The sequence below is a fragment of the Candidatus Hydrogenedentota bacterium genome (assembly GCA_012730045.1).
Taxonomy (GTDB): domain Bacteria; phylum Hydrogenedentota; class Hydrogenedentia; order Hydrogenedentales; family CAITNO01; genus JAAYBR01.
Genome location: JAAYBR010000082.1, coordinates 13,895 through 35,470 on the forward strand (window position 1 = coordinate 13,895; position 21,576 = coordinate 35,470).

Below are 21,576 nucleotides of genomic sequence, written 5' to 3' on the forward strand. Positions count from 1 at the left end.
TTCCAGCCCGTGGTCTTGGTACCAAGGGAGACACCGTCACGGGCTGGAAACCCGTGCCACCTCAGGGCGGAGACGCTTGACGCAGGACGCATGCCGTAGCGCCGCCGTCCCGGCGGCCTTCAGTCGAGAAGGGAGTTGGACGATATGGAAGACAAACGCATCATCGCGGTGGAGATCGGCGGCACCAAGCTCCAAGCGGCCATCGGCACGCCCGAGGGAAAAATCCTGCGTGTGGAGCGCGGCCGCGTGAATCCTGAAAAGGGCGCGGCCGGCATTCTGGACTGGGTCACGGCCCGCGTGGAGGAACTCGTCGCCGAGTGTGACGGGGCCGCCTCCGCCATCGGCGTCGGCTTCGGCGGCCCGGTCGAGAGCGCCACCGGCGCGGTGCTGGTCTCCCACCAGATCGCCGGATGGGAGGGAGTCGCCCTCAAGACCCTGCTTGAGGGGCGCTTCTCGCTTCCCGTGGTCGTCGCAAACGACGCCAACGCCGCCGGCTGGGCCGAATACCGCCTCGGCGCGGGCAGGGGCGCCCGCCAGTTCTTCTACATGAACATCGGCAGCGGCATCGGCGGCGCGCTCGTGGTGGACGGAAAACTCCACGACGGCCAGGGCCGGGGCGCGGGGGAAATCGGCCACACATGGGTCCCCGACTGGACCGCCGACGCCCCCGGCAGGGCCGACAAACTGGAGAACCTCTGCTCAGGCTGGTCCATCGAGCGGCGCATCCGGGGCTGGGCCGGTCTGGACCCCGCCTCGCCTCTGGGAAAAGCCTGCGGCGGCGACCCCGCCCGGCTGACCTGCGCCCTTCTCGCCGACGCCGCCCGCCAGGGCGACCCCCGCGCGCTGGAGGAAATCCGCCGCGTCGCCCAGACCGCCGCCCTCGCCCTCGCCAACGTCGTCACCCTGTTCCACCCCGAAGTCATCGCCCTCGGCGGCGGCGTCTCCCTCATGGGCGACATCCTCCTGCACCCCCTCGCCGAAGCCCTCGACGCCCGCGCCTTCGGCCCGTACCGCGGCCGCTACCGCCTCACCCCCTGCCAGCTCGAAGAGGATGTCGTCGTCGTCGGGGCGCTTTTGCTGGCCGGGGCCTGCTGACCGCTACTTCGCTGCTGTCTCCGGGCGGCTTCTGTAAAACTGGGAGTTTCCAAGCATCCTCCAAAAGAGGAACCACGCGAGCAGGAAAGCGACCACAACAAGCAGTGATCCCGCAGGACCGCCGAAACCTATTGCGGTGATGTGAGCGGGCAGGTCGAGAGCGAGAGACCAAGCGTAGATCACTAACGGAAGAACTACCATTATCCCTGTCCTACGGGACGGAGAAATTCGGACCGCCACAAAGGGAAACGTTAACAGCAGGGCGATTGCCGGGATAATAAAGAAGGAGGGACTGGGAGCGGGGTGCTTTCCGTACATATCTCTAACCATGAAGGGAATTTCCAGCCCGTGTTGCGCAAAAAATGCGGACACACCCTGGTAAGTGATGGCGACGAAATAGACGATAAGAGGGATGGGTGCGGCAAAAAGGGAAAGTGCGAGACGGAACGCCTGTGTGGACCGCTTCATGGGAAGCTGGCGCTGCGCCCGGGGAGAAAGGAAGTATAACCTGGCGTATTCGGCGAGAAGCCCGGCAACCATCGCGCAAAGGGCAAAGGGAATTATGGCAAGCACTTCTCTACGGATTGCGTTGTGGGGGAGAAGGTGGGCCGCCAAGAAGGCCGCAACCATGTAAATGACCCACATCCCGCCAGACGACCACACAGGCTTGCGAAACACCGTGGGCAACCCGGACACCTTGACACCATCGGGCTTCTGGGCGGTGTCCATGGGCCGCAGTTTGTACGCGTAGACATCGGGGCGAAGGGAGAGAAGGGGAAAGAAGAGCACGCCCGCGACCAGCATCACGCCGGGAATGCTCCGCTGCGGAACCAGCACCAGCAGGGCCAGATACACCGCGATCGCAAGGAGCGTTTGTAGGAGCAGTATCTGATGGACGGACAGCCGCGCATGGGGAAAGGCGCGCCACAGCAGCTCAAGCACCACAAGCCGACTGAAGGGAATCGAGCCGAACAGAAACACGCAGGGACCGGCGGCGGAAAGAAAAAACCAGGAAGTCTGGAGGTCTGTGCGGCCCACAATCAGCGGAAAAACCGAAGCAGAGAAAAGGCCCACAAGAGCCGCCACCCCTGCGGGGACTCCAGAGAGCGCCAGAAGCAGGGTGGCCGAAAGGCTTCGTTTAGAGTACGGAAGCGAGTGGAGAACGCTCAACTGACGCTCAACGGACACCAACAGGAGTGGCAGGAACGACGCTAGGACAAGGAGCATATAAGCGAAAAATACAGGGGGGCTGGGGCGGTCGGATCTGAGGAGATTCAGGGAGAAGACGTAGGACATCATGGGGAGAAAGATGCAAATGATTAAATACCCCCTAGCAAACAGGATAAGCCGAAATGCGGTGAATTTCATGATGCGGTCTCCTTCACGAGGGCGACGAAGAGTTCCTCAAGCGTCACCGGCGCGTCGGTGAGGCCGGTGAACCCGGCCGCCTGAAGGCGCGCAACGGGGTCCTTGAGCGTGTCCGCAAGTATCTTGAAGCGGTTTCCCTCGTGCCGCAGAAGGTACAGCCCGTCCTCCCGGCGCAGCGGCGGACTGTCGGCGCATTCCCCGTGAATCATGCGGAAGCGTTCAATGAGGGCGGAGGTCTGTCCCTCCAGCACCATCCATCCCCGGTTCAGGATGCCGAGATGGTCGGTGAACCGCTCAATGTCCGAGAGGCTGTGGGAGGAAATGATCACCGTGCGCCGCTCGTCCTGCACCGCTTCCAGAAGTTCCGGAAAGAGGTCGCTTTTGGACACCGCGTCGAGCCCGGTCAGCGGCTCGTCGAGCAGCAGCATGTCGGGGCGGTGCGCCAGGGCCATCACCACGGCAAGCTTGGTCTTTGCCCCGAAGGAGAGGGTGTTGATCCGCTCCTCCGTGTCGAGGCGCATCCGCTTGAGCAGGGAGTGGCAGTAGGCGTCGTCCCAGGCCGGGTAGTGGGGGCGGAGGAAACGGATAAGCCGGCCAACAGTCCGCCAGGGGGAGTAGTCAAGCTCGGGGCTGACATACCCAACGCGGCGCTTCACGGCAACCTCGTCCCGCTCGTGGTCGAGACCGAACACGGAAATGGTTCCGCCGTCCAGCGCGCCCATGCCCATCACCAGGTCTATGCTGGTGCTCTTTCCCGCCCCGTTGGGGCCGATCAGCCCGTAGATGCACCCCGGGGGCGCGGTGAGGTCCAAGGGGCCAAGCGTGAACCTGGGGAAACGTTTCAGCACTCCCCGAAACTCCAGAGTGGCGGCGGTCATTTCCTCTCCTCCTTTGTATGGTGACGATTCCAAATGTCCGCGACGATGCGGTTCAATTCTTCCAATGTCATTCCCAGTGCCGTGCCGTCCGTCACCGCCTGGGCAAGGCGTTCCTGGACCTCCGATCGCTGGGCGGAACGGCTTTTCTCAACGCCATCCTCGGAGACGAAGGTGCCGATTCCCTGTTTCCGGTAGATGATCCCCTCGCGTTCCAGGTCCTCGTAGGCCCGCTTGACGGTGATCAAACTCACAAGAAGGTCTTCGGCGAGGGCGCGGAAAGAGGGAAGGGGGCTTCCCGGCGGCAGGGTTCCCGCGCTGATCGCCTGCTTGAGCCCGTCAATGACCTGCTGATACAGCGGCGGCTGCCCGGCAGCCGTGGTGATGGGCGGCAGTGAAATCCGCTTGGAAGGGGATGGGCTCATGACTGTCTATATACACCATATACAGCACGATGTCAAGCCTTTTCCTCGGGGCAAGCCCACTACATGCCCCGCGAGAAGTGACTGCGGGCGGATGGACGGCCCTCGGATGCTTTGTTGTCCCAGCGGGACATCCGCATAGGGCCCGGGCAGGCCGTCTGCCACCAGCTCAGCGCCGGGTCCGCACAGCGCGCAGCGCCTTGGAGTGCGGTAGCTTGCTGCCGCCTTTCTTCGCGTGGGCTTGCCCGCGCGGGGGCACACGAGAAACGACCGCAGGACCGCGTTTGCACGGGGCCGCCCGCTGGGGCGACCCCGTGTGCGTCTGTGAAAGGGATGCTCCTCATCCACCGGGTGAGACGGTCCTGCCGGGAAAGAAGAGGGCGCGGCAAGCGGCGCACCCGGGAAGAGGGCGCGGCAGGCGGCGCACCCGGGAAGAGGGCGCGGCAGGCGGCGCACCTGGGAAGAGGGCGCGGCAGGCGGCGCACCCGGGAAGAGGGCGCGGCAAGCGGCGCACCCGGGAAGAGGGCGCGGCAAGCGGCGCCCCTACATGCCTGCGCCTTGGGTATGCGCCTGTAGGGGCGCCGCTTGCCGCGCCCTAGAGTGGACGCATGGGCCGTCGCTTATCCGGCGATCCGGCTGTTGACCCACTCCCCCTCGATCCGCGCGATTCCCCGGATGAGCGTGGGACGGCGGTCCGGGGGCAGGAGGGAGAAGAGGGCGGTGGCCTCTTCGAGCGTTTCGCGGGCGAGGCGGAGTCCGTCGCGTTCCTGTGCCGTCCATTTGGCGGGGCTCTTCGCGGTGGCGGATTCCAGAGTGCGGGTGAGTTCCAATCCCGCCTCCAGGACGCTCTCATCGGAAAGCGCTCGCAGGAGGGCGGTCAGCGCGTCGGCCAACTCCAGGAAGGGCTGTTTCGGAAGCGGTGCCAGAACGGCGGAGAGTCTTTCGTCCTCCGGGGGGGTGCGGGGGGGGACGTCCGCGTCCTGGAAAGCCCGCGCCACGAGTTCCTCCACACGGCGCACCTTCTCAAAGGTGTCCAGTGTGAGCCGGCCCGCCTGCGCCGCCGCGGGTAGTTTTCTGCCCAGCCGCCAGAAGGCGGACAGCGCGACAGACAGCAGGGACCGGAGGCGGCCCGGGGAGCGAAGCAGGTGATGGAGCGTCTCGAAGGCCTCGTTGAGTCTCCGGCGCTCTTCAGGCTCCGGGTAGACCCGTCCCAGCACGAAGGCCTGAAAGGCGGCCACGGTGCCGGCGGAAATGCCCGCGAACTCCTCCACGCCTGCGAGGGCATCCGGAGCATAACGCCGTTCCAGCCCGGCCCGCAGGAACGCGATGGCCAGGGCTTCATGGGAACTGCAAGGCTCAAGGACGTTACTCATGCCTGGGCGGCTCCTGCGGCACGCCGCCAAGGGGGGTGTTCCAGGTGCGCCTGCCGAGAATCCCCAGCGGGGTCAGCATGGGGAGCATCCACAGGGGACTCCACCAGCCGATACCCCCGGCGGAGGTTCCGCCGAACGCTAACCAGGCCCATGCCGCGGAAAGGACCACGAGGAGATACAGGGGCGTCATCAGTTTCCAATAGGGGGTGTCCGGCCTTCTCCACGGGGAAAACCGGTGGACGCAGACCAGGGAGCAAACGAACAGCGCCATGCCCGTGACGGCGGCTGCCGGCTGCCCCATGAAAAGAAAAACAACCGCCAGAATGCCGACCCACAGAAAGGCCCCCAGCCAGCCCAGGGCCCATCCGGCCTTCTCTCCCGCGCGCGCATTATTCATGGTTCTTCCTTTGCGCAAACACCCGCCCCCTTGCGGGGAAGCCGGGCACTGTCGTCACTCCCTTCATTTCCCGTATCCCCCCTCCAGCTCCACGGTGAACGTGATCTCCTCCAGAGCGGGGCAGACCCCGCCGTCATCGGCAAGCACATGCTTCACCATGGACAGCTTTCCTCGCCCGAACCGGCGCACCGCCTCAATGTCCTCCGGTGTCGGCGAAACATGGCTGTCGGGCCCCTGAATGGACTTGCCGACCTCGGGGGAAAAAATGAACTCGCGGGGATCGCGGGGGCCGGCCTCCGCGTTGTGCGGCCGGTCGGGGCAGGCCGCCGGATCGTCCAGAAACTGCCAGCCCTCGATTTCCCGGGGGTTGGGCACGAAATGCAGGGGAGGGGTGAGGCGGGCAAGGTCCTCCTCGCGGCCCACCTCCTGCACCCTGATGGTCCATCCCTTGTCCATGGGCGAGAGCACGAGCGCGAACCGTCCGCCGAAAGGCCTTCGGTACTCGGTCCCCCGGCGCGCCCTCCCCTGAAAGGATTCCTTGAAGACAGGGTACCGGAAACGGTTGAGAAAGGTTGTCCAGGACATCTCCTGATGGTCTCCCTCGCCGCCGTCTATGCTGCCCGAGACCTTCCCGTCCGCCACACGGAGCCAGTACTCCCCGCAATGGGAGAGGGCGTGGCCGTTGCCGGGTTTCGACCCCGGCCCGTCCAGCGCCAGCACCCACTCCGACCCCGCAGGAAACGCCTCCAGCGGGGGCCGGCACAGCATGCCGTCCCCCATGCCAATCCGCATGCCTGAATCCAGGAGCCCCCCCTGCAACACGTCGCTCACGAGGAAATCCATGCAGGGGGCGTCATCGGTGTGGTGCCGAATCACCGTCCCCCGGACCACGAGGAGGCTCCCCGGGGCCACTTTCAGAAAAGGCCCCTCCCACGAGCAGGAGCAGGCGTGGGCAGTTCCCGCCGTGATCAGGGAGCAGAGAACAACCGCAGCGACGAGTGTGGATGACCGCCTCATGTGACTGCTCCAAGTGTCAACCCGCCGAGTCTATACCAGCCGGACGGTCTTGTCAACCGGGTTGGGCGGGACCTCGCCGGCCCGATGCCACGGGAACAAGCGGGGCGCGGACACTGTTAGCAAAAACAGACGGCGGCACTGGGTCCGCCGGGCTCACAGGAGGAAAACGTATGATTTCCCACATTGAACCCAAGGACAACGTGGTTTTTCCCTGCACCGCCGAGGTGGAGGGCGAGACCTTCCGTTTCACCCTGATGGACGGGAGCGAAAAGGACCTGCTGGAGCGCTTTGGCGCGGGCCTGGAGGGGGCCGACCGGGTGTTCATGCGCATGGACCTCACCAACGCAAAGTGCATTGAGGACTGGGCGGAAAACGTCGTTGCGGGCCGCACCCGTTCCGTGCTGGTGTGGAATGGGGCAGGGGACATGGTGGGTTTTGCCAGTCTTCACCAGAACAAGCTGCTTTGGACACGCCACATCGGCGAGATGCGCATTTTCCTCCTCGGCCAATACCGGATGAGGGGACTGGGTCGCCTGGTTGCCGGCATGGTGCTGGGGCTGGCCCGGACAGAGAGCCTTCAGATTGTGTTTGTGAACATACCCCGGCTCCAGCCGGAAATCCAGGAGGTCTTGCGCCACATGGGCTTCCAGGCGGAGGCCCTGCTGGCCGACTGGCTCATTGACCCCGAGGGGAACACCCACGACATGATCGTTATGGCCTACCGCTTCAAGGAACGGGCCCTGGCCGGCGGAGACTGACGAATGCCGGACTCGGCAATCGGACCCGGTCTTGTCCCGCCCCCGGACAAACAAAATGTCGTGGTGCGTTTATTCGTAGACCACAACATCGTGTATAATGGCCGCCATGGCACGGAGTCATGCAACATCAGCCGGGATGACCCCGTTTGACCGGCGCCGCGCCCTCCCCCCGGGAGGGATGCTCTTGCTTCTTGCACTGGTGTGCGGTGCGGGTCACGCCGCCCAACAATCGTATTCTGTGCGCTTCGAAGGCGATGTCTCCCGCGACCTGATCGGGGAACTGCGGGACATTTCTGACAGCGTGCAGTTGCGGGACAGGGAGCCCCCCTCAGAAAACCTCCTCCAACGCCGCGCGGAACGCGACGGGGAACGGTTTACCGACCATTTTCACGCCTTCGGATATTTCGACGCCCACGTTTCGTCGGCGGTCACCGGGGAGGAGGGGGCCCGCTCGGTCGTCTTCTCCCTGAACACAGGCCCCCAGTACACCGTTTCAGAAGTCTCCTGCCGGGTGGTGGAGGATTCCGGATCGGTGCGGCAGGAAGAGCCGGGGGCGGACCTGTCCAAAGCGCTGGCCCCCGGGGATCCGGCGCTGTCCCGCGCCATTCTGGACGCGGAGGAGCGGTATCAAAAGCGTTTCCTGGAGGCGGGCCACCCCTTTTGCGAGGTGCTGCCCCGCGATGTGGTGGTGGACCGCGGGAACCGCACGGTCGCCGTCACCTACACCCTGAGGCCGGGCCCGCAGGCGGTCTTTGGGCCGACAACCATTGAGGGCCTTGCGGATGTGGGCGAGGACACCGTCCGCCGGATGCTCCCCTGGCGCGAGGGCGATGTCTGCCGCCGCTCGGCACTGGAAAAGGCGCGGCGCCGACTCCAGGAGAGCGGGCTGTTCGCCCTCATTCAGATCACCCCGGAACCGGGCAAAGACGGCCCGGCGACGGCGGCGATGCGGGTGGTCCTGACGGAGCGAAAGCACCGGTCGGTGGGGCTCGGCGTGGACTACCGCAGCGACGACGGCCCCGGCGCGCGGGCCTTCTGGGAACACCGCAACCTGTCGGGGCTCGGACGGCGGCTGCGGATGTCCGGCGAACTGTCGGAGCTGGAGCCCGGGCTGGAGGTGGCCTACGACAACCCCTTTTTCCTGCGCGACGACCAGAGCCTCTCGCTGGCCTTCAAGGGCTCGCGGCTGGACCCCGACCCCTATGAGAGCCGGAGCCTTTCCCTTTCCGGGACGGTAGAGCGCCGCCTCTCGGAGGTGCTGCGGTTAAGCGGCGGGCTGAAGCTCCGCTTTGCGACCGTGGAGCAGCGGAGGCAGGAGGAGGATTTCCTGCTGCTTTCCTCCCCGTGGCGGCTGACGCTGGACCGGCGCGATGACCGGCTCGACCCGGCCTCCGGGTTCCTGCTTACCGTCCTTGAGGAGCCCTTCGTGGATCTCGGGGACGCGGACGTGTTCTTCACCCGCCAGGAAATCGGGGGCTCGTGGTACAAGGCGCTGGATGCGGAGGAAAACTGGGTATTCGCCGTGCGCGCGCGGCTGGGCTCCATCACCGGGGACGTGCTGGAGGACATTCCCGCCGACACGCGCTTCTACGCGGGCGGCGGCGGGTCCGTGCGCGGTTACGGGTTTGAAAAGATCGGCCCCGAGGAATGTGGGGAGGTCACCGGCGGCCGGTCGCTGGCGGAAGGGTCCGTGGAGATGCGCAGACGGCTCACCGAGCGCCTGGGCCTGGCCGTCTTTGTGGACGGCGGCGCGGCGTTCCGCTCGACCCTTCCCGATTTTAGCGAGGACATTCGCTGGGGCGCGGGCATGGGGTTGCGCTACTACACCCCCATAGGCCCCGTCCGCCTCGATGTCGCCACGCCGCTGAACCCGCGCTCCGGGACCGACGACCCCGTGCAGGTCTATGTCAGCGTCGGGCAGGCGTTCTAGGCCATGGCTTCCGCGGTCGGCAAAGCCCCCCGGTCCCGTTTTCGGCGGCGACTGGGTGTCTTCGCGCTGGCCGCGGTCCTGTTGCCGGTCCTGCTGTTTGTTGCCGTGCAGACCCCCCCCGGGAAGCGCCTCGCCGTCTCCCTGATCGCGGAACGGGTCGCGGCGCGCACCCCGTTCTCCCTTGAGGCCGTCGGGCTGCGCGGGGTCATCCCTTTTTCCCTCTCCATGGACAAGGTGATTGTCCGCGATGTTCAGGGCGCCTGGCTTGAAATCCGGGACGTCTCCGCGCGCGGTGACGGGGCGTCCCTCCTCCGCGGGCGGTTTTGCCTCAAGAGCGTTCATGTCGGAGAGGTGCGTCTGGACAGACGTCCGGTCAAGCCCCGCCGTCTCCGGGTGCCCATGCTCCCGTTGGTGCGGTGGTGGCCCGGTGTGGGGGATCTTTTCGTTGACTCAATCACGCTGGACGGGGCGGTGTTTGGCCAGCAGGCGGTGTATGCGGCCGGCGGGCGCGTGGACTGGAGGGGATGGGGCAAAGTCCCAAGCATGGAACTGTCGGCCCGGCGGACCGACGGTCCGGCCTCCGAGGTGTCGCTGTCGCTGTCCCATCCGGAAGGAACGCCCCAACTTGCCCTTTCCGTTTCGGACGCGGGGATCGTGCCCGCGTTCTTCGCGCTCCCCGGCCCGTTCTCGGCGAGCCTGAAGGGGGGCGGCGGACGGGCGGACTGGAAGGGAACGCTCACCGCCGCACTCGGCGGAGAGGTTCTTCTGGAGGGGAATCTCGATGTCCGTTCGGGGGACTTGACCGAGATCACGGGAACCCTCTCCGCACGGCCCCCGGACGTGCCGCGCATGGCGCCGGTGCGCCGCCTGTTCGGTCCGCGCCAGGACATGGAAGTGGCGCTCTCGGTGACCCAGGGTGGACATTGGTCGTTGGGCGGCGCGACGGTGACGGGGGGAACCCTGCATCTGTCCCTTTCCGGGGACTATGACCTGTCCGCCCGGACTGCGAACTTGTCCGGCAGCCTGTCCGCGCCGGACGGTCTGCCGGAGGCTTTCGCCCCCTGGGTCGCCCTCGACGCGACCCGCGGGGTGGCGGGGTCTTTCTCTTTCAAAGGGCCGGTCGGCACACCCGTCGCCACGCTGACGGTGACGCAGGGCGACCGCGCCCTCCTCCATCTTGAACAGGTGGCGTCGCTTGGCGGCACGAAGGCGGTGTCCGGGCGTCTGCTGGTGGATATTCCCCGCAAATGGCTTCGAGCGGGGGGGGAGAACCCCCTACTCGAAGGGCCTTGGCGGGTGTTGGACACTGTTTCCTGGCAGGAGGGGAGGGTGCGTATTCACCGGCTGGACGTCGTGGGAAACGCCGGCCGCCTCGTGTTTGCGGGCTCAGCCGCGCCCGGGGCGTCTCTTTTGGAGGGGACGGTGCATGCCGTTTCCGGGGTGTCCGGGCCCTTCAAGGGACTGCATGCGGACTCCATGGCTGTCGGGGCGTCCATCCGCATGAACACGGACGAGAAGTCCATCACCGGGCGAATGGAGATGGCGGGTGTGCGTTCTGCCGTGGCGGCGGCCGCGAGGCTGGGCGGGGACTTCTCCCTCCGTCAACCCGGCGGGTGGCGGGAGTGGGGCGCAGACCCCGAATACGACCTTCATTTGACCGGGGACAACGCGCGCATCAAAGACCGTGTGCTGAAATCCGCGCGACTTGGGGCGCGGGGCGTTTTCTCCCCCGGGAAAGGGCTGGAGGCGGCCGCGCTGCATCTGGAGCTCCCGGAGATGGACGCACAGGTGGAGGGCGCGGGCAGGCTCTCCCTGGACGGAACCGTCTCCTGCGACGCACGGGTCCATGCGGGGAACCTCGGCGCGTTCTCCAGCGGGCTCCCGGTCTCCGGCGGTGTCGAGGCGCGGGTGGCCGCATCGGGGAACTACAAGAATCTCGAGGCGGAGGGAACCCTGTCCGCCACCTCGGACGGGCTCTCCGGACTTCCGCAGGTCCTGCGTCCCGTCGAAGGGCAGAAGATCGTCTGTGCCGCCAGCTGGCGTGCAGACCGAAAAGGTGTTTCCCTTTCAGAAGTGGATGTGGAGACGCCCGTGGGGGAAGTTGCCGGGAAAGGACGTTATTCTTCCCCCGACGACACTTTTTCGGCCGAAGGCACGGTAAAACTTGACGATCTTTCCGTGCTTTCAGGCATGACCACCGCCCACTTGGACGGTCGGGGGGAACTGTCCGTCTCCCTTTCGGGCAGGCCGTCCGATTTTTCGGCCAAGGGAAACCTGTCTGCGTCCAGCCTCCGGATGAGGGGACTATCCCTTTCCTCCCTGGGGGCCGACTTCGACCTCAAGGGGTTGCCGGACCATGTGTACGGGCCGTTTCGCGTGTCCGTCAAGCCCGGGGAGGACGTTCCGGATGTCACGGTTAAGGGTCGGCTGGCAGCGGACAGGGACCGGGTCTCCCTGGACAAGGTGTCCCTGCTGAGCGGACCCAACACGGCCTCCGGGAGGCTATCCTACGACCGCAACACGGGGACGCTCTCCGGCCGGGGGGAGGCGGCCCTCCCCGACCTTTCGCCCTTCGGGCGCATGTTGGGCGCCGAACTGCGGGGCGGTGGACAGATCAAGGGCGAACTGCTCCGGAAGGGCGCCGGTGTTACGACAAACGCAGTCTTCTCCCTTGACGCGGTGACCACCCCGTGGTTTGCGGCAAAGCGCGCGGAAGGGGATCTCTCCTGCGACACGAAGGACGGTGCGGCGCCCGTGCGGGCAACCCTCCGCGCGCAGGGCGTGGAGCACGGGGCCTTTCTTCTGGACACCCTTCAGGCCGAGGTCCGGGGCGCGGTGGAGGACGCGGCGGTTTCCTGGAACGCTTCGGGCTCCCTCCCGTCGGACGGCTCCGCGTTCGGGGTGTCCGGCGATGGGCGGTTTTCCGTGCTGGACCAGAAGGTCAGGTTGGACAGGGTGGAGGGGCAGGTCGGGGAGGTCCGGGTTAAGGCCGCTCAACCGTTGACGCTGAGCCGCCGCGCGCCCGAAACGCGCGTGGAGGGGGCTTTCACCATCGGAGACAAAGGCCGGGTGGATGGGTCGTTTATGGCCGCCCAGCCGGGACCGGTCGCGGAAATCACCTGGAGCGGGGTTCCGCTGTCGGCTGCCCGCGCGGCCGGGCTTCCCTTCTCCGGGGGGGACTGTTCCGGTCACCTTTCCCTTGGTGGCGGGTGGCAGAGGACGCGGGTGGGATTGAAATGCACGGCATCCGGGGCGGTCCTCTCGGGCGGTGCCGCCGACAGTCCGCCGATGGACGCGGAATGGACGCTGGACAGCGGGGACGGCGGCACGGACCTCTCCCTGACCGTGAATGCCGGCGCCGCCGGACGGGTGGAAGGCAAGGGGCATGTCGGTGCGTGCCCCGGAATGAGCCCCCTCACCCTGATGCCGGACGCCGGGGCCGCTGTGGAGTGTGAAGGGAGGGCGGAGGCCGATCTGGAGGCGCTTGCGGGCGCGTTGGCGCTTCTGGACCATGTGGCGTCCGGACACGCCTCCGGCGGGTTCAAGGTGCGCGGGACCTGGGGCGCGCCCCTGCTGACCGTGGACGGCGCGGTAAAGGATGCCAGATACGAGAACCTCAAGACGGGGACCCTGCTGGAGGGCATCGCGGGCCGCATCAGTTCCGAAGGGAACAAGGTCACGTTCTCAGGATTCAAGGCGCGGGCTGGACAGGGCACGGTGACGGCGGACGGTCATGCGGCTGTCTCTTTCACAGAGGGCGCCTCGGTGAAAATCGCCGTGTCCATGGACCGTGCGCTGCTGGCGAGGACGGACCGTGTGCAGGCCACCGCAGACGGCACACTCACCATCGGCGGCCCGCTGAGCCACCCGGAGGTCTCAGGCAGGCTGGTGTTTTCCCAGGTGGAAGTGACGATGCCCGAGCAGCCCGCAGGGCGCGTGAACGTCGTTGCATTCAGGGAAAAGGGGACGGCTCCGGAGGCCTCTCCGCCGGAGGCACCCGTGAAACGCGCCGCGCCGCCCCTGGACATGAATGTGGAACTCGAGTTTCCCGGCCGCTGTTTCGTGCGCGGCCCCGTGCTCGACTCGGAATGGCGCGGGGGGCTGAAGATGGCGGGAACGGTGGGGGAGCCGGTCCTCAACGGCCAGATGACCGCCGTGCGCGGCCATGCCGGCCTCCTTTCCACCCGGTTTTCCCTGGAGAACAGCACGGTGTCGTGGAACGGCCCCATGAGAAACCCCTATCTCGGCGTTCGGGGAACCGCGCAGTCGGCCGGCACCGGGGTGGAGCTTGCGATCACGGGCCCCCTCTCCGACGCGCAGCTGACGCTGACCTCCAGCCCGGCCATGCCGCAGGATGAGATTCTCTCCCAGCTCCTGTTCCGGCGGAACCTCGCCAAAATATCGCCGGTACAGGCGGTCCAACTGGGGCGCGTGGCCCGGCTGTTCAGCGGGAAAACCAGCGTGGTGGAGCTGATGACGGGGTTCATGCGTCTGCCCGGCGTGGACATGTTCGACATCCGCACGGGCGAGCAGGCGGACGAGGCCGTGGTGGGCGCGGGAAAGTACATCAACGAGCGCATCTACATCGAGGTGGAGCAGGGAACCGCCGCCGACAGCGGCAAAGTCTCCGCCGAGGTCGGCGTCACGCCGAACATCTCGGTCAAGGGCGACGTGGGCGCCCGCGAGCGAAGCGGCGTGGGCGTCTTCTGGAAGCACGACTACTGAGAGTCATGGACCACGCCTGTGGATCGTGGCGGCAAGAGGTGGCACGGGCTTCCAGCCCGTGTTTTGGGTCATGAACGAGGCCCAAGAACCACGGGCTGGAAGCGCGTGTCACCTCAGCGTTCTTCTCAGAACGACAGCAGGCATTGCCAGATGTAGACGTAGGCCAGGGTGTCCACGTTTTCCCAGATGCGCTGCGCGAGGGCCTCGTCGCCGGAGACCACGGGGATCTCGGCGCGCTTCTTCGCCCACGGGAAGCACACAAAGGGTGGAACGTTCCCCTGGGGGATCGCGTCCGGCTGCGAAGCGGGGACGGGCTTCAACTCGGGAACCGCCGGGGCCGCGCCGTAGACGCCGTACTCCCGCGTGAAATCCGTCATGGCCTTCACGTTCTCGATCCTGGCGTCGTTCTGCACGATGCACGAGGCGTCCATGACGTACCCGCCGTTCGGCGCGCAGGTGTCAATGAGCTCGCGGCATTTCGCGGTGACCTCGTCCGGCGTGCCGTAGGTGAGCATCGCGTTCGGAACGCCACCGGTGAGGCAGAACTTGTCCCCCAGCGTCTTCGCGGCCGCCTGCGGGTCGGTGCGGTCGAGATGGAACACGATGGACTGCTCCGGAAGCTCGGCAAAACTCTCCAGATGGGCCGTCCAGTCGCCCTCGGCGTAGAAAAGCGTCTGGTGCCCCCGCGCCCAGAACTCCTCGATGATCGGCTTGAGCGTCGGCCAGAAGAAGGTGTTGTACTGCTCCATGGTCACAAAGGGCGTGCAGCCCCGGTGCATCCAGAAGCCAATGGGCACGTTCTTGTCCGGGTCCGCGCCTGACAGGCCCATCTGCAGCAGGTGCGGCATCAGGGCGCGGCACGCCGCCATGACCTTGTCCGGCTGCTCCAGCAGGTCCATCGTCAGGCCGAGGTACCCGCGCAGCTTGTCCCCGATGATGTCCAGCGGCGCTTTAAAAATGCCGGAGATGGCCGAGGCCGTGCCGCATTCCGTGCGCAGCTTCTCCCCCTGGGGCCCGAAGGCGTTGAAGTAGTTCAGCATTGCCATGCCGCCCTTGAGGAAGGACAGGTTGTTCTGGAACGTGTTCGGGCTGCCGGGGGGGACCGCCTCCGTGGACACGCGGGGCAGCCACACGTTGAACAGAAACCCCGTGGGGTCGGCGATAAGCTGGTCATACTCGTCCGCCCGCATGAAGGACTGGTCCTCCGGCGGCTCCTTGTACTGGAACCCCGTGTCCGGGGCCACGTCCAGCCCGGGGACGCCGTAATACCGCAGGCCGATGGTCTGCGTCAGACCCGTCCAGACATACACCATGTTCCCCACCACGGCGTCCCAGTCATACTCCGCCGCGCAGCGGCGCGCCGCCAGAAAGGCGTTCTCGTAGTCGTGCGTGACCTCCTGGCACGTCATGCCGCAGTGCTTCGCCGTGAACTCTGCCACAAAGGGCCGGATCGGCACCCGGTCCGGCTTGCCGTTCCGCATCGCCGTCACATAGCGGTTCAGGCGCTCCTGGTACAGTGTTTCCATCTCAGTGGACATGGGCGAACCTCCGGTTGGTTGACAAAGGTAGACTAGGGAAAAGAACCGGGTTTTTCAAGTTTTGGGGGGCGGGCGAATGGGCAAACTTACTGCCCGAGCCGGAGGGAGGTGGACGGAGTGGACGTTGTGGACAGTGCTGACGGAAACCGGTGTTCTATCCAGGCGGGTTGGTGCGGGTCTGCGCTTGATCCCGCGCTGTTGTCCGGGGGCGCAAGTGTTTGCACGACAGCGGTTTTGTGTGCTAAAATGGCCACCCCTTGCGCCCGAAGTCTGTTTTTGCGGCGGGCGCGCGGAAGAGGGACACCAAGAGCATGCGCCGCCCTGTGCGGCATGGTTTCTGAAAGGAGATTTCCCCGTGAAAAAGGACATTCATCCGGCCAACTACCGCGAGGTGGTTTTCTTGGACGCGGGCGCGGGCGCCCAGTGGTTGACCAAGTCCACGATCAAAACGGACAAGACCATCGAGGTGGACGGCAAGACCTACCCGCTTCACCGGGTGGACATTTCCAGCGCGTCGCACCCGTTCTACACGGGCAAGCAGAAGTTCGTGGACAGCGAGGGACGCGTGCAGCGGTTCCAGAAGAAGTTCAAGTAGTCCGCGCCGCCCTCCGCCATGGACACCCCCATGCGTGACAGGCTCCGCTCCGTGGCGGAGGAGTACGACCGGCTTTCCGGGGAGATGGCCTCCCCGGAGGTCGCCATGGACCCCCAGCGCTACATGAAACTTGCACGCCGCCACGCCGAAATGTCGGCCATTGTGGCGGCGTTTCGCCAGTATGAGCGCAGTGAGGAGAGCCTCGAGGAGGCCCTTTCCATGCTGGAGGGGGAGACGGACGAGGAGATGCTGGCCATCGCGCGGGAGGAGCGCGACCTGGCGCGGGCCGACCAGGCGCGGCTCGACGAGGAGCTCCGCCTGCTGCTGGTCCCCAAGGACCCCCTGGACGAGCGCAACACCATTGTGGAAATCCGCGCCGGAACCGGCGGGGACGAGGCCGCGCTTTTCGCAGGCGACCTGTTCCGCATGTACAGCCGGTATGTGGAAGTGCGCGGGTGGCGGGTGGAGGTCCTGAGCTCCAACCCGACCGGCCTCGGCGGCTACAAGGAACTCACCTTCCAGGTCACCGGCGATTCGGTGTACAGCAGTTTCAAGTGGGAGGGCGGGGTGCACCGGGTCCAGCGGGTGCCGGAGACGGAGGCCCAGGGCCGCATCCACACCTCCGCCGTCACGGTGGCCGTGCTGCCGGAGGCCGAGGAGGTGGACGTCCAGATTGACCCCAACGACCTCCAGATAGATGTGTACCGGTCTGGCGGCCCCGGCGGCCAGAGCGTGAACACCACGGATTCGGCGGTGCGCGTGACGCACAAGCCCACGGGGCTGGTGGTGATCTGCCAGGACGAGAAGTCGCAGCACAAGAACAAGGCACAGGCCCTGCGCGTGCTGCGGGCCCGCCTGCTGGACATGAAGGTGCGCGAGGAGGAGGAGCAGCGCGCCGCCGCCCGGAAGAGCCAGGTGCGCTCCGGCGACCGCAGCGAGAAAATCCGGACCTACAACTACCCGGAAAACCGCGTCACGGACCACCGCATCCACCTCTCCCTCTACAAGCTCAGGCAGGTGCTGGAGGGCGACCTTCAGGACTTCATTGACGCCCTCACCGCCGCCGACCGCGCGGCCCGCCTCACGGAAACCACCTGACATGGCCGCCCCGCTGGGCGAAACCCTGCGCAGGGCGGAGGAGAGGCTGGCGGCGGTTTCGGACTCCCCCCGGCTTGACGCGGAAATCCTGCTGGCGCACGCCGCGGGATTGACCCGCGCGGGGCTCCTCGCCCGGCTGCGCGACGCGGTGGACTGTCCCGGGTTTGAAACCCTGCTGGCCCGGCGTCTTGCCCATGAGCCGGTGGCCTACATCCTCGGCGAAAAGGAGTTCTTCTCCCTCCCGTTTCACGTCGCCCCGCCCGTGCTGATTCCCCGGCCCGAAACGGAACACCTCGTGGAGACGGCTCTGGAGCGGGTCACGGAGGCGGGACCGAACGCCGCGCCCCGCCTGCTGGACCTCTGCACCGGGTCGGGCTGCGTGGCCGTCACCCTCGCGCGGCAACTGCCGGAATGCCGGATGACCGCGACCGACATTCACCCCGCCGCCCTCGCCCTCGTTGCGAGAAACATCGCACGCCACTGCGTCGCGGTGTCGCTGTACGCTGGGGATCTGTTCGACGCCCTGCCCGCGGGTGCGGAGCCTTTCGACGGTATCGTTTCCAATCCCCCCTATGTGGAGGAGGATGACTGGGAAGGATTGGCCGCCGACATCCGGCTCTACGAGGACCGGGCGGCGCTCGTGTCGGGAAGGGACGGCCTTGACCTCATCCGTCGCATTGTCCGGGAATCAAGGGCGCATCTGCGTCCAGGCGGCTGGCTGGCCTTCGAGATCGGCGAGCGGCAATACCCCGCCGCGGAGGGCCTCCTTCGGGACGAGGGATACACCGGCATCCGCCCGACCCATGACCTCGCGGGCATCGCCCGCGTGGTCTCCGCGGTCTTGCCGGGCTGACGTTCCCCTGAACGCCGGACACGATGAGACAGCGGGCCTTCCCACCATCCCATACTTCCCATAGCTCTCCTTCGTTTCTGCCCGGCGACCGGGTTTCCCCCGCTCTTGCGGGCGTGTTATGCTCGTGTGACCAGCAGGGAGGGAGCGTCATGAGCGATCCGGCGGCACCTACCAGAAGAATGCAGGACCATCCGGAGGAGGAACGCCCCCGGGAGCGCCTGGTGACCGCGGGTGCGGGGGCGCTCAAGGACGCGGAGCTGCTCGCAATTCTTTTTCGCACGGGGTCGAGGGAGTTCAACGCGCTGCGGCTGGCGGAGGAGCTTGTGCTGGCCTTTCGCGATCTGCGCGGGGTGGCCCGCGCCTCGCTGGAGGAGCTTCAGCAGGTGAAAGGGGTCGGGCGTGTGAAGGCCATCGAGATCAAGGCCGCCCTGGAGCTGGGGCTGCGTCTGGCGACCCACCACCACAGCCACGACATCAAAGAGCGCATGGACCGCCCGGAGGCGGTTCACAGTTATCTCAAGCACCGGTTCAAGGAATACGAGACGGAGCATTTCGTGGCGCTGCTGCTGAACACGAAGAACGTGCTGCTGCGCTTGGTGGAGATTTCCCACGGGGGGCTGGACGAGACCGTGGCCGCGCCGCGTGACGTGTTCCGCCAGGCCGTGCGGGAGGGCGCGTCCGGGGTGGTGGTGGCGCACAACCACCCCAGCGGCGACCCGGAACCCAGCCGGGCCGACCTGATGCTCACCCAGCGCCTGAAAGAGGCCGCCGACATCATCGGCGTCCGCCTGCTGGACCACGTGATCTTCGGCGACGGGGACCGCTACGTCAGCCTCAAGGAGCGCGGGCAGATGTGAGAAGCCCCCGGCTCGCGGGGAACCGGGGGCTGGCAGGTCCAAAGGGGGAGGGGGTTACGCGATGTAGGTGGACGCCGCCGTGTTGCCGCCGCGTCCGGTCCAGTTCGTGTGGAACCACTCCCCGCGCGGCTTGTCCACCCGCTCGTAGGTGTGCGCGCCGAAGTAGTCGCGCTGGGCCTGGAGCAGGTTGGCGGGGAGCCGCCCGGAGCGGTAGCCGTCGAAGAAGTTCAGGGCCGACGCGATGGCCGGCATCGGCACGCCCATCTCCACCGCCTTGGCGACCACACGCCGCCACGCCGCCTGCGCCTTCGTGATGACATCGGCGAAGAAGGGGTCCAGCAGGAGGTTTTCCAGGCCCGGGTTGCGGTCGAAGGCCTCCTTGATCTTGCCGAGGAAGACCGAGCGGATGATGCAGCCGCCGCGCCACATGAGCGCGATGCCGCCGTAGTTCAGGTTCCAGCCGTAGTGGGCCGCCGCCGCGCGCATGAGCTGGTAGCCCTGCGCGTAGCTGACCAGCTTGGAGGCGTAGAGGGCCTGCCGCAGGTCGTCCACAAAGGCGTCGCGGTCGCCGCTGAACGCCGTCCCCTGGGCGGGGAACACCTTGGCGGCGCGCACACGCTCGTCCTTGAGCGCCGAGAGGCAGCGGGCGAAGACCGCCTCGCCGATGAGCGTGAGGGGCTGGCCCTCGTCCAGGGCTGCGATGGCCGTCCATTTTCCGGTGCCCTTCTGGCCGGCCGTGTCCAGGATCAGGTCCACCACCTCGTTGCCCTCCTCATCCTTGAATCCGAGGATGTCGCGGGTGATTTCGACGAGGTAGGAGCAGAGTTCCGCGTTGTTCCAGTCCGCGAAGACCTTGTGCATCTCGGCGTTTGTCAGGCCGAGGCCCTGGCCCATGAGCTGGTAGGTCTCGCAGATCATCTGCATGTCGCCGTACTCGATGCCGTTGTGGACCATTTTCACGAAATGGCCCGCGCCGCCCTCGCCGACCCAGTCGCAGCAGGGCTCGCCCGCGTCCGTCTGGGCGCAGATGGTCTGGAAGATGTCCTTGACGTGCGGCCAGGCCGCCGGAGACCCGCCCGGCATCATGGACGGCCCGAGGAGCGCGCCCTCCTCGCCGCCGGAGACGCCGGTGCCGATGTAGAGCAGGCCCTTGCCTTCCACATACTGCGCGCGGCGGATGGTGTCCGGAAAGTGGCTGTTGCCGCCGTCAATGATGATGTCGCCGGGCTCCAGATGGGGGAGCAGCAGCTCGATGAAGTCGTCCACGGCCTGGCCGGCCTTCACCAGCAGCATGACCTTGCGCGGGCGCTTGAGGCTGGCGCAAAGGTCCTCAATGCTGTGCGCGCCGTAGAACCGTTTCCCGGCGCCGGGCCCGCCGATGAAGTTGTCCACCTTCTTCACCGTGCGGTTGAACACCGACACGCCGAAGCCCTTGCTTTCCATGTTAAGCACGAGATTCTCGCCCATGACTGCCAGGCCGATCAGCCCGATATCCATCTTCTCAGACATTCCTGTGGACTCCTTTGGTTGGGGACTCGATGAAGGGGACGGACCCTCCGCGCGGGAAGGGTATTCCCGGAAACGTGAAAAAGTATAGCAAACCGCCGGGCCGCGTTTCTCCCCCGGGATTTGAGGTCAGGGCTTGAAAGCCTCCACCAGGGCGTCCATCCGGTCGCCGTCCCGGAGCAGGGAAACCCGCCCGAATCCGGCCTGGGCAAGCGTTTCCGCGATTTCGGCCAGGGTGTAGCAGTTGCCGCCGTTGGTGCAGGCGAGCATGTTGAGGGCGAAGAGCGCCCCGGACACCGGCCGGGTCCGGTCGTCGCTCAGAACGTGGTCCCGAATCAGGAGACGCCCCCCCGGCACCAGCGCGTCGAAACACTTTCGGTAGAGGGCGATGTTCTGCTCCGGGCTGTTCTGATGGATGATCGCGGACAGCAGCACAAGATCATGGCCGCCGGGAAGGTAATCCTGGTAGAAGTCGCCGGCGGTGAGCATCAGGCGCGGCCAAATGTCGAGAGGCTCCATGCGTCGGCGGGCCATTTCGATGACCGGCGGGCGGTCGAAGACCGTGGCCTTCATTTGCGGATACTCGCGCAGGAAGGCCTCGGCGTAGGTGCCCGTCGCCCCGCCCACGTCCAGGAGCTTTCGGGCTTCCTGCGCGCGCACGGTGCGCGCGATTTCGGCGGCGGTGTCCCGGCCGACGACATGCATGGCCCCGATGAAGGCTTCCAGCTCCCCCGGGTCGTCAAAGGCCCCGGCGGGGCGCTCGCCGCCTTTTCCCGTGCGGACGATGGCGGTGAGTTCGGACCACCGGTTCCACAGGGAGGCGGAGTGGCGCATCATGGGCAGCACGGACTGGGGGTGTTTTGACGACAGGGGCAGGGCGCCTGCGCCGGGGGAGTAGCGTCCGTCCTTCTTCTCCAGCAGGCCGAGAGCCGCGAGCCCGTCCAGCAGAATGGGCGCGCCCCGGGGGGAAAGGCCCGCCTCCACAGTCACCTCCTCCAAGGTCATGGCGCTGCCGTCCAGCAGCGTGAAAAGGTCCAGCTCCACCGCGGTCAGGACGATTCGGGAGTCCATAAACCCCCTGCCGGCGGCGAGCAGTTTTTCGGTGGTCCACGTTTCCATGGTGAGGGCTCCTTAGTTGAGCCTTAGTATAGCCGATTTCCGCCCAGAAG

Annotated in this window: 17 protein-coding genes; 8 read left to right on the forward strand and 9 right to left on the reverse strand. The window is 66.5% G+C overall.

Annotated elements, in window-relative coordinates; all coding sequences use genetic code 11:
- The first annotated feature begins 144 nt into the window (after positions 1-144).
- Positions 145-1,095: an ROK family protein gene (locus GXY15_08200; GenBank protein NLV41197.1), complete on the forward strand. Its 951-nt coding sequence runs from the start codon at positions 145-147 to the stop codon at positions 1,093-1,095.
- A 3-nt stretch (positions 1,096-1,098) separates the two neighbouring features.
- Here the strand turns inward: GXY15_08200 and GXY15_08205 are convergent, their stop codons facing one another.
- The 6 genes from GXY15_08205 to GXY15_08230 all read right to left on the reverse strand — a co-directional run bounded on the left by GXY15_08205 (position 1,099) and on the right by GXY15_08230 (position 6,547).
- Entirely contained in the window at positions 1,099-2,463 is a 1,365-nt protein-coding gene (locus GXY15_08205; protein ID NLV41198.1) for a hypothetical protein, read from the reverse strand.
- On the reverse strand, positions 2,460-3,341 hold the full coding sequence (locus GXY15_08210) for an ABC transporter ATP-binding protein (GenBank protein NLV41199.1): 882 nt from the start codon (positions 3,339-3,341) through the stop codon (positions 2,460-2,462). Before GXY15_08210 ends, GXY15_08205 begins: the two co-directional genes overlap by 4 nt.
- Positions 3,338-3,763, reverse strand: a complete 426-nt coding sequence (locus GXY15_08215) for a GntR family transcriptional regulator (GenBank protein NLV41200.1) — start codon at positions 3,761-3,763, stop codon at positions 3,338-3,340. Before GXY15_08215 ends, GXY15_08210 begins: the two co-directional genes overlap by 4 nt.
- Positions 3,764-4,380: 617 nt before the next feature.
- Positions 4,381-5,133 carry a hypothetical protein gene (locus tag GXY15_08220; protein NLV41201.1) on the reverse strand — a complete coding sequence of 251 codons (753 nt, stop codon included), beginning with the start codon at positions 5,131-5,133 and terminating at the stop codon, positions 4,381-4,383.
- Positions 5,126-5,530 carry a hypothetical protein gene (locus tag GXY15_08225; GenBank protein NLV41202.1) on the reverse strand — a complete coding sequence of 135 codons (405 nt, stop codon included), beginning with the start codon at positions 5,528-5,530 and terminating at the stop codon, positions 5,126-5,128. The genes GXY15_08220 and GXY15_08225 overlap by 8 nt, the downstream gene beginning before the upstream one ends.
- Positions 5,531-5,593: 63 nt before the next feature.
- The gene (locus GXY15_08230; GenBank protein NLV41203.1) at positions 5,594-6,547 is read right to left on the reverse strand and encodes a hypothetical protein; all 954 of its coding nucleotides are present in this window, start codon (positions 6,545-6,547) and stop codon (positions 5,594-5,596) included.
- A gap of 170 nt (positions 6,548-6,717) precedes the next feature.
- Here GXY15_08230 and GXY15_08235 point away from each other — a divergent pair, with 170 nt between their 5' ends.
- The 3 genes from GXY15_08235 (at position 6,718) to GXY15_08245 (ending at position 13,960) form a co-directional block, all read left to right on the forward strand.
- Positions 6,718-7,305: a GNAT family N-acetyltransferase gene (locus GXY15_08235; GenBank protein NLV41204.1), complete on the forward strand. Its 588-nt coding sequence runs from the start codon at positions 6,718-6,720 to the stop codon at positions 7,303-7,305.
- Positions 7,306-7,489: 184 nt separating this feature from the next.
- A complete protein-coding gene (locus GXY15_08240; protein NLV41205.1) occupies positions 7,490-9,235 on the forward strand; it encodes a BamA/TamA family outer membrane protein in 1,746 nt (581 codons plus the stop codon).
- A 3-nt stretch (positions 9,236-9,238) separates the two neighbouring features.
- Entirely contained in the window at positions 9,239-13,960 is a 4,722-nt protein-coding gene (locus GXY15_08245) for a translocation/assembly module TamB (GenBank protein ID NLV41206.1), read from the forward strand.
- A gap of 125 nt (positions 13,961-14,085) precedes the next feature.
- Here the strand turns inward: GXY15_08245 and GXY15_08250 are convergent, their stop codons facing one another.
- Positions 14,086-15,486 (reverse strand): hypothetical protein, encoded by a 1,401-nt coding sequence (locus GXY15_08250; GenBank protein ID NLV41207.1) that lies wholly within the window; start codon positions 15,484-15,486, stop codon positions 14,086-14,088.
- Positions 15,487-15,853: 367 nt separating this feature from the next.
- Here GXY15_08250 and GXY15_08255 point away from each other — a divergent pair, with 367 nt between their 5' ends.
- From GXY15_08255 to radC, 4 genes are all read left to right on the forward strand, one after another.
- A complete protein-coding gene (locus GXY15_08255) occupies positions 15,854-16,093 on the forward strand; it encodes a type B 50S ribosomal protein L31 (GenBank protein NLV41208.1) in 240 nt (79 codons plus the stop codon).
- A gap of 30 nt (positions 16,094-16,123) precedes the next feature.
- Entirely contained in the window at positions 16,124-17,191 is a 1,068-nt protein-coding gene (prfA, locus tag GXY15_08260) for a peptide chain release factor 1 (protein ID NLV41209.1), read from the forward strand.
- A 1-nt stretch (position 17,192) separates the two neighbouring features.
- The gene (gene prmC / locus GXY15_08265) at positions 17,193-18,044 is read left to right on the forward strand and encodes a peptide chain release factor N(5)-glutamine methyltransferase (GenBank protein NLV41210.1); all 852 of its coding nucleotides are present in this window, start codon (positions 17,193-17,195) and stop codon (positions 18,042-18,044) included.
- Between the two features lie 149 nt (positions 18,045-18,193).
- Complete coding sequence (gene radC / locus GXY15_08270; protein ID NLV41211.1) at positions 18,194-18,901, forward strand: DNA repair protein RadC; 708 nt, start codon at positions 18,194-18,196, stop codon at positions 18,899-18,901.
- 54 nt (positions 18,902-18,955) lie between these two features.
- Here radC and gnd read toward each other — a convergent pair whose 3' ends face one another.
- Positions 18,956-20,410: a decarboxylating NADP(+)-dependent phosphogluconate dehydrogenase gene (gnd, locus tag GXY15_08275; GenBank protein NLV41212.1), complete on the reverse strand. Its 1,455-nt coding sequence runs from the start codon at positions 20,408-20,410 to the stop codon at positions 18,956-18,958.
- A 126-nt stretch (positions 20,411-20,536) separates the two neighbouring features.
- Positions 20,537-21,526 (reverse strand): hypothetical protein, encoded by a 990-nt coding sequence (locus GXY15_08280; GenBank protein ID NLV41213.1) that lies wholly within the window; start codon positions 21,524-21,526, stop codon positions 20,537-20,539.
- Between the last annotated feature and the right edge of the window lie 50 nt (positions 21,527-21,576).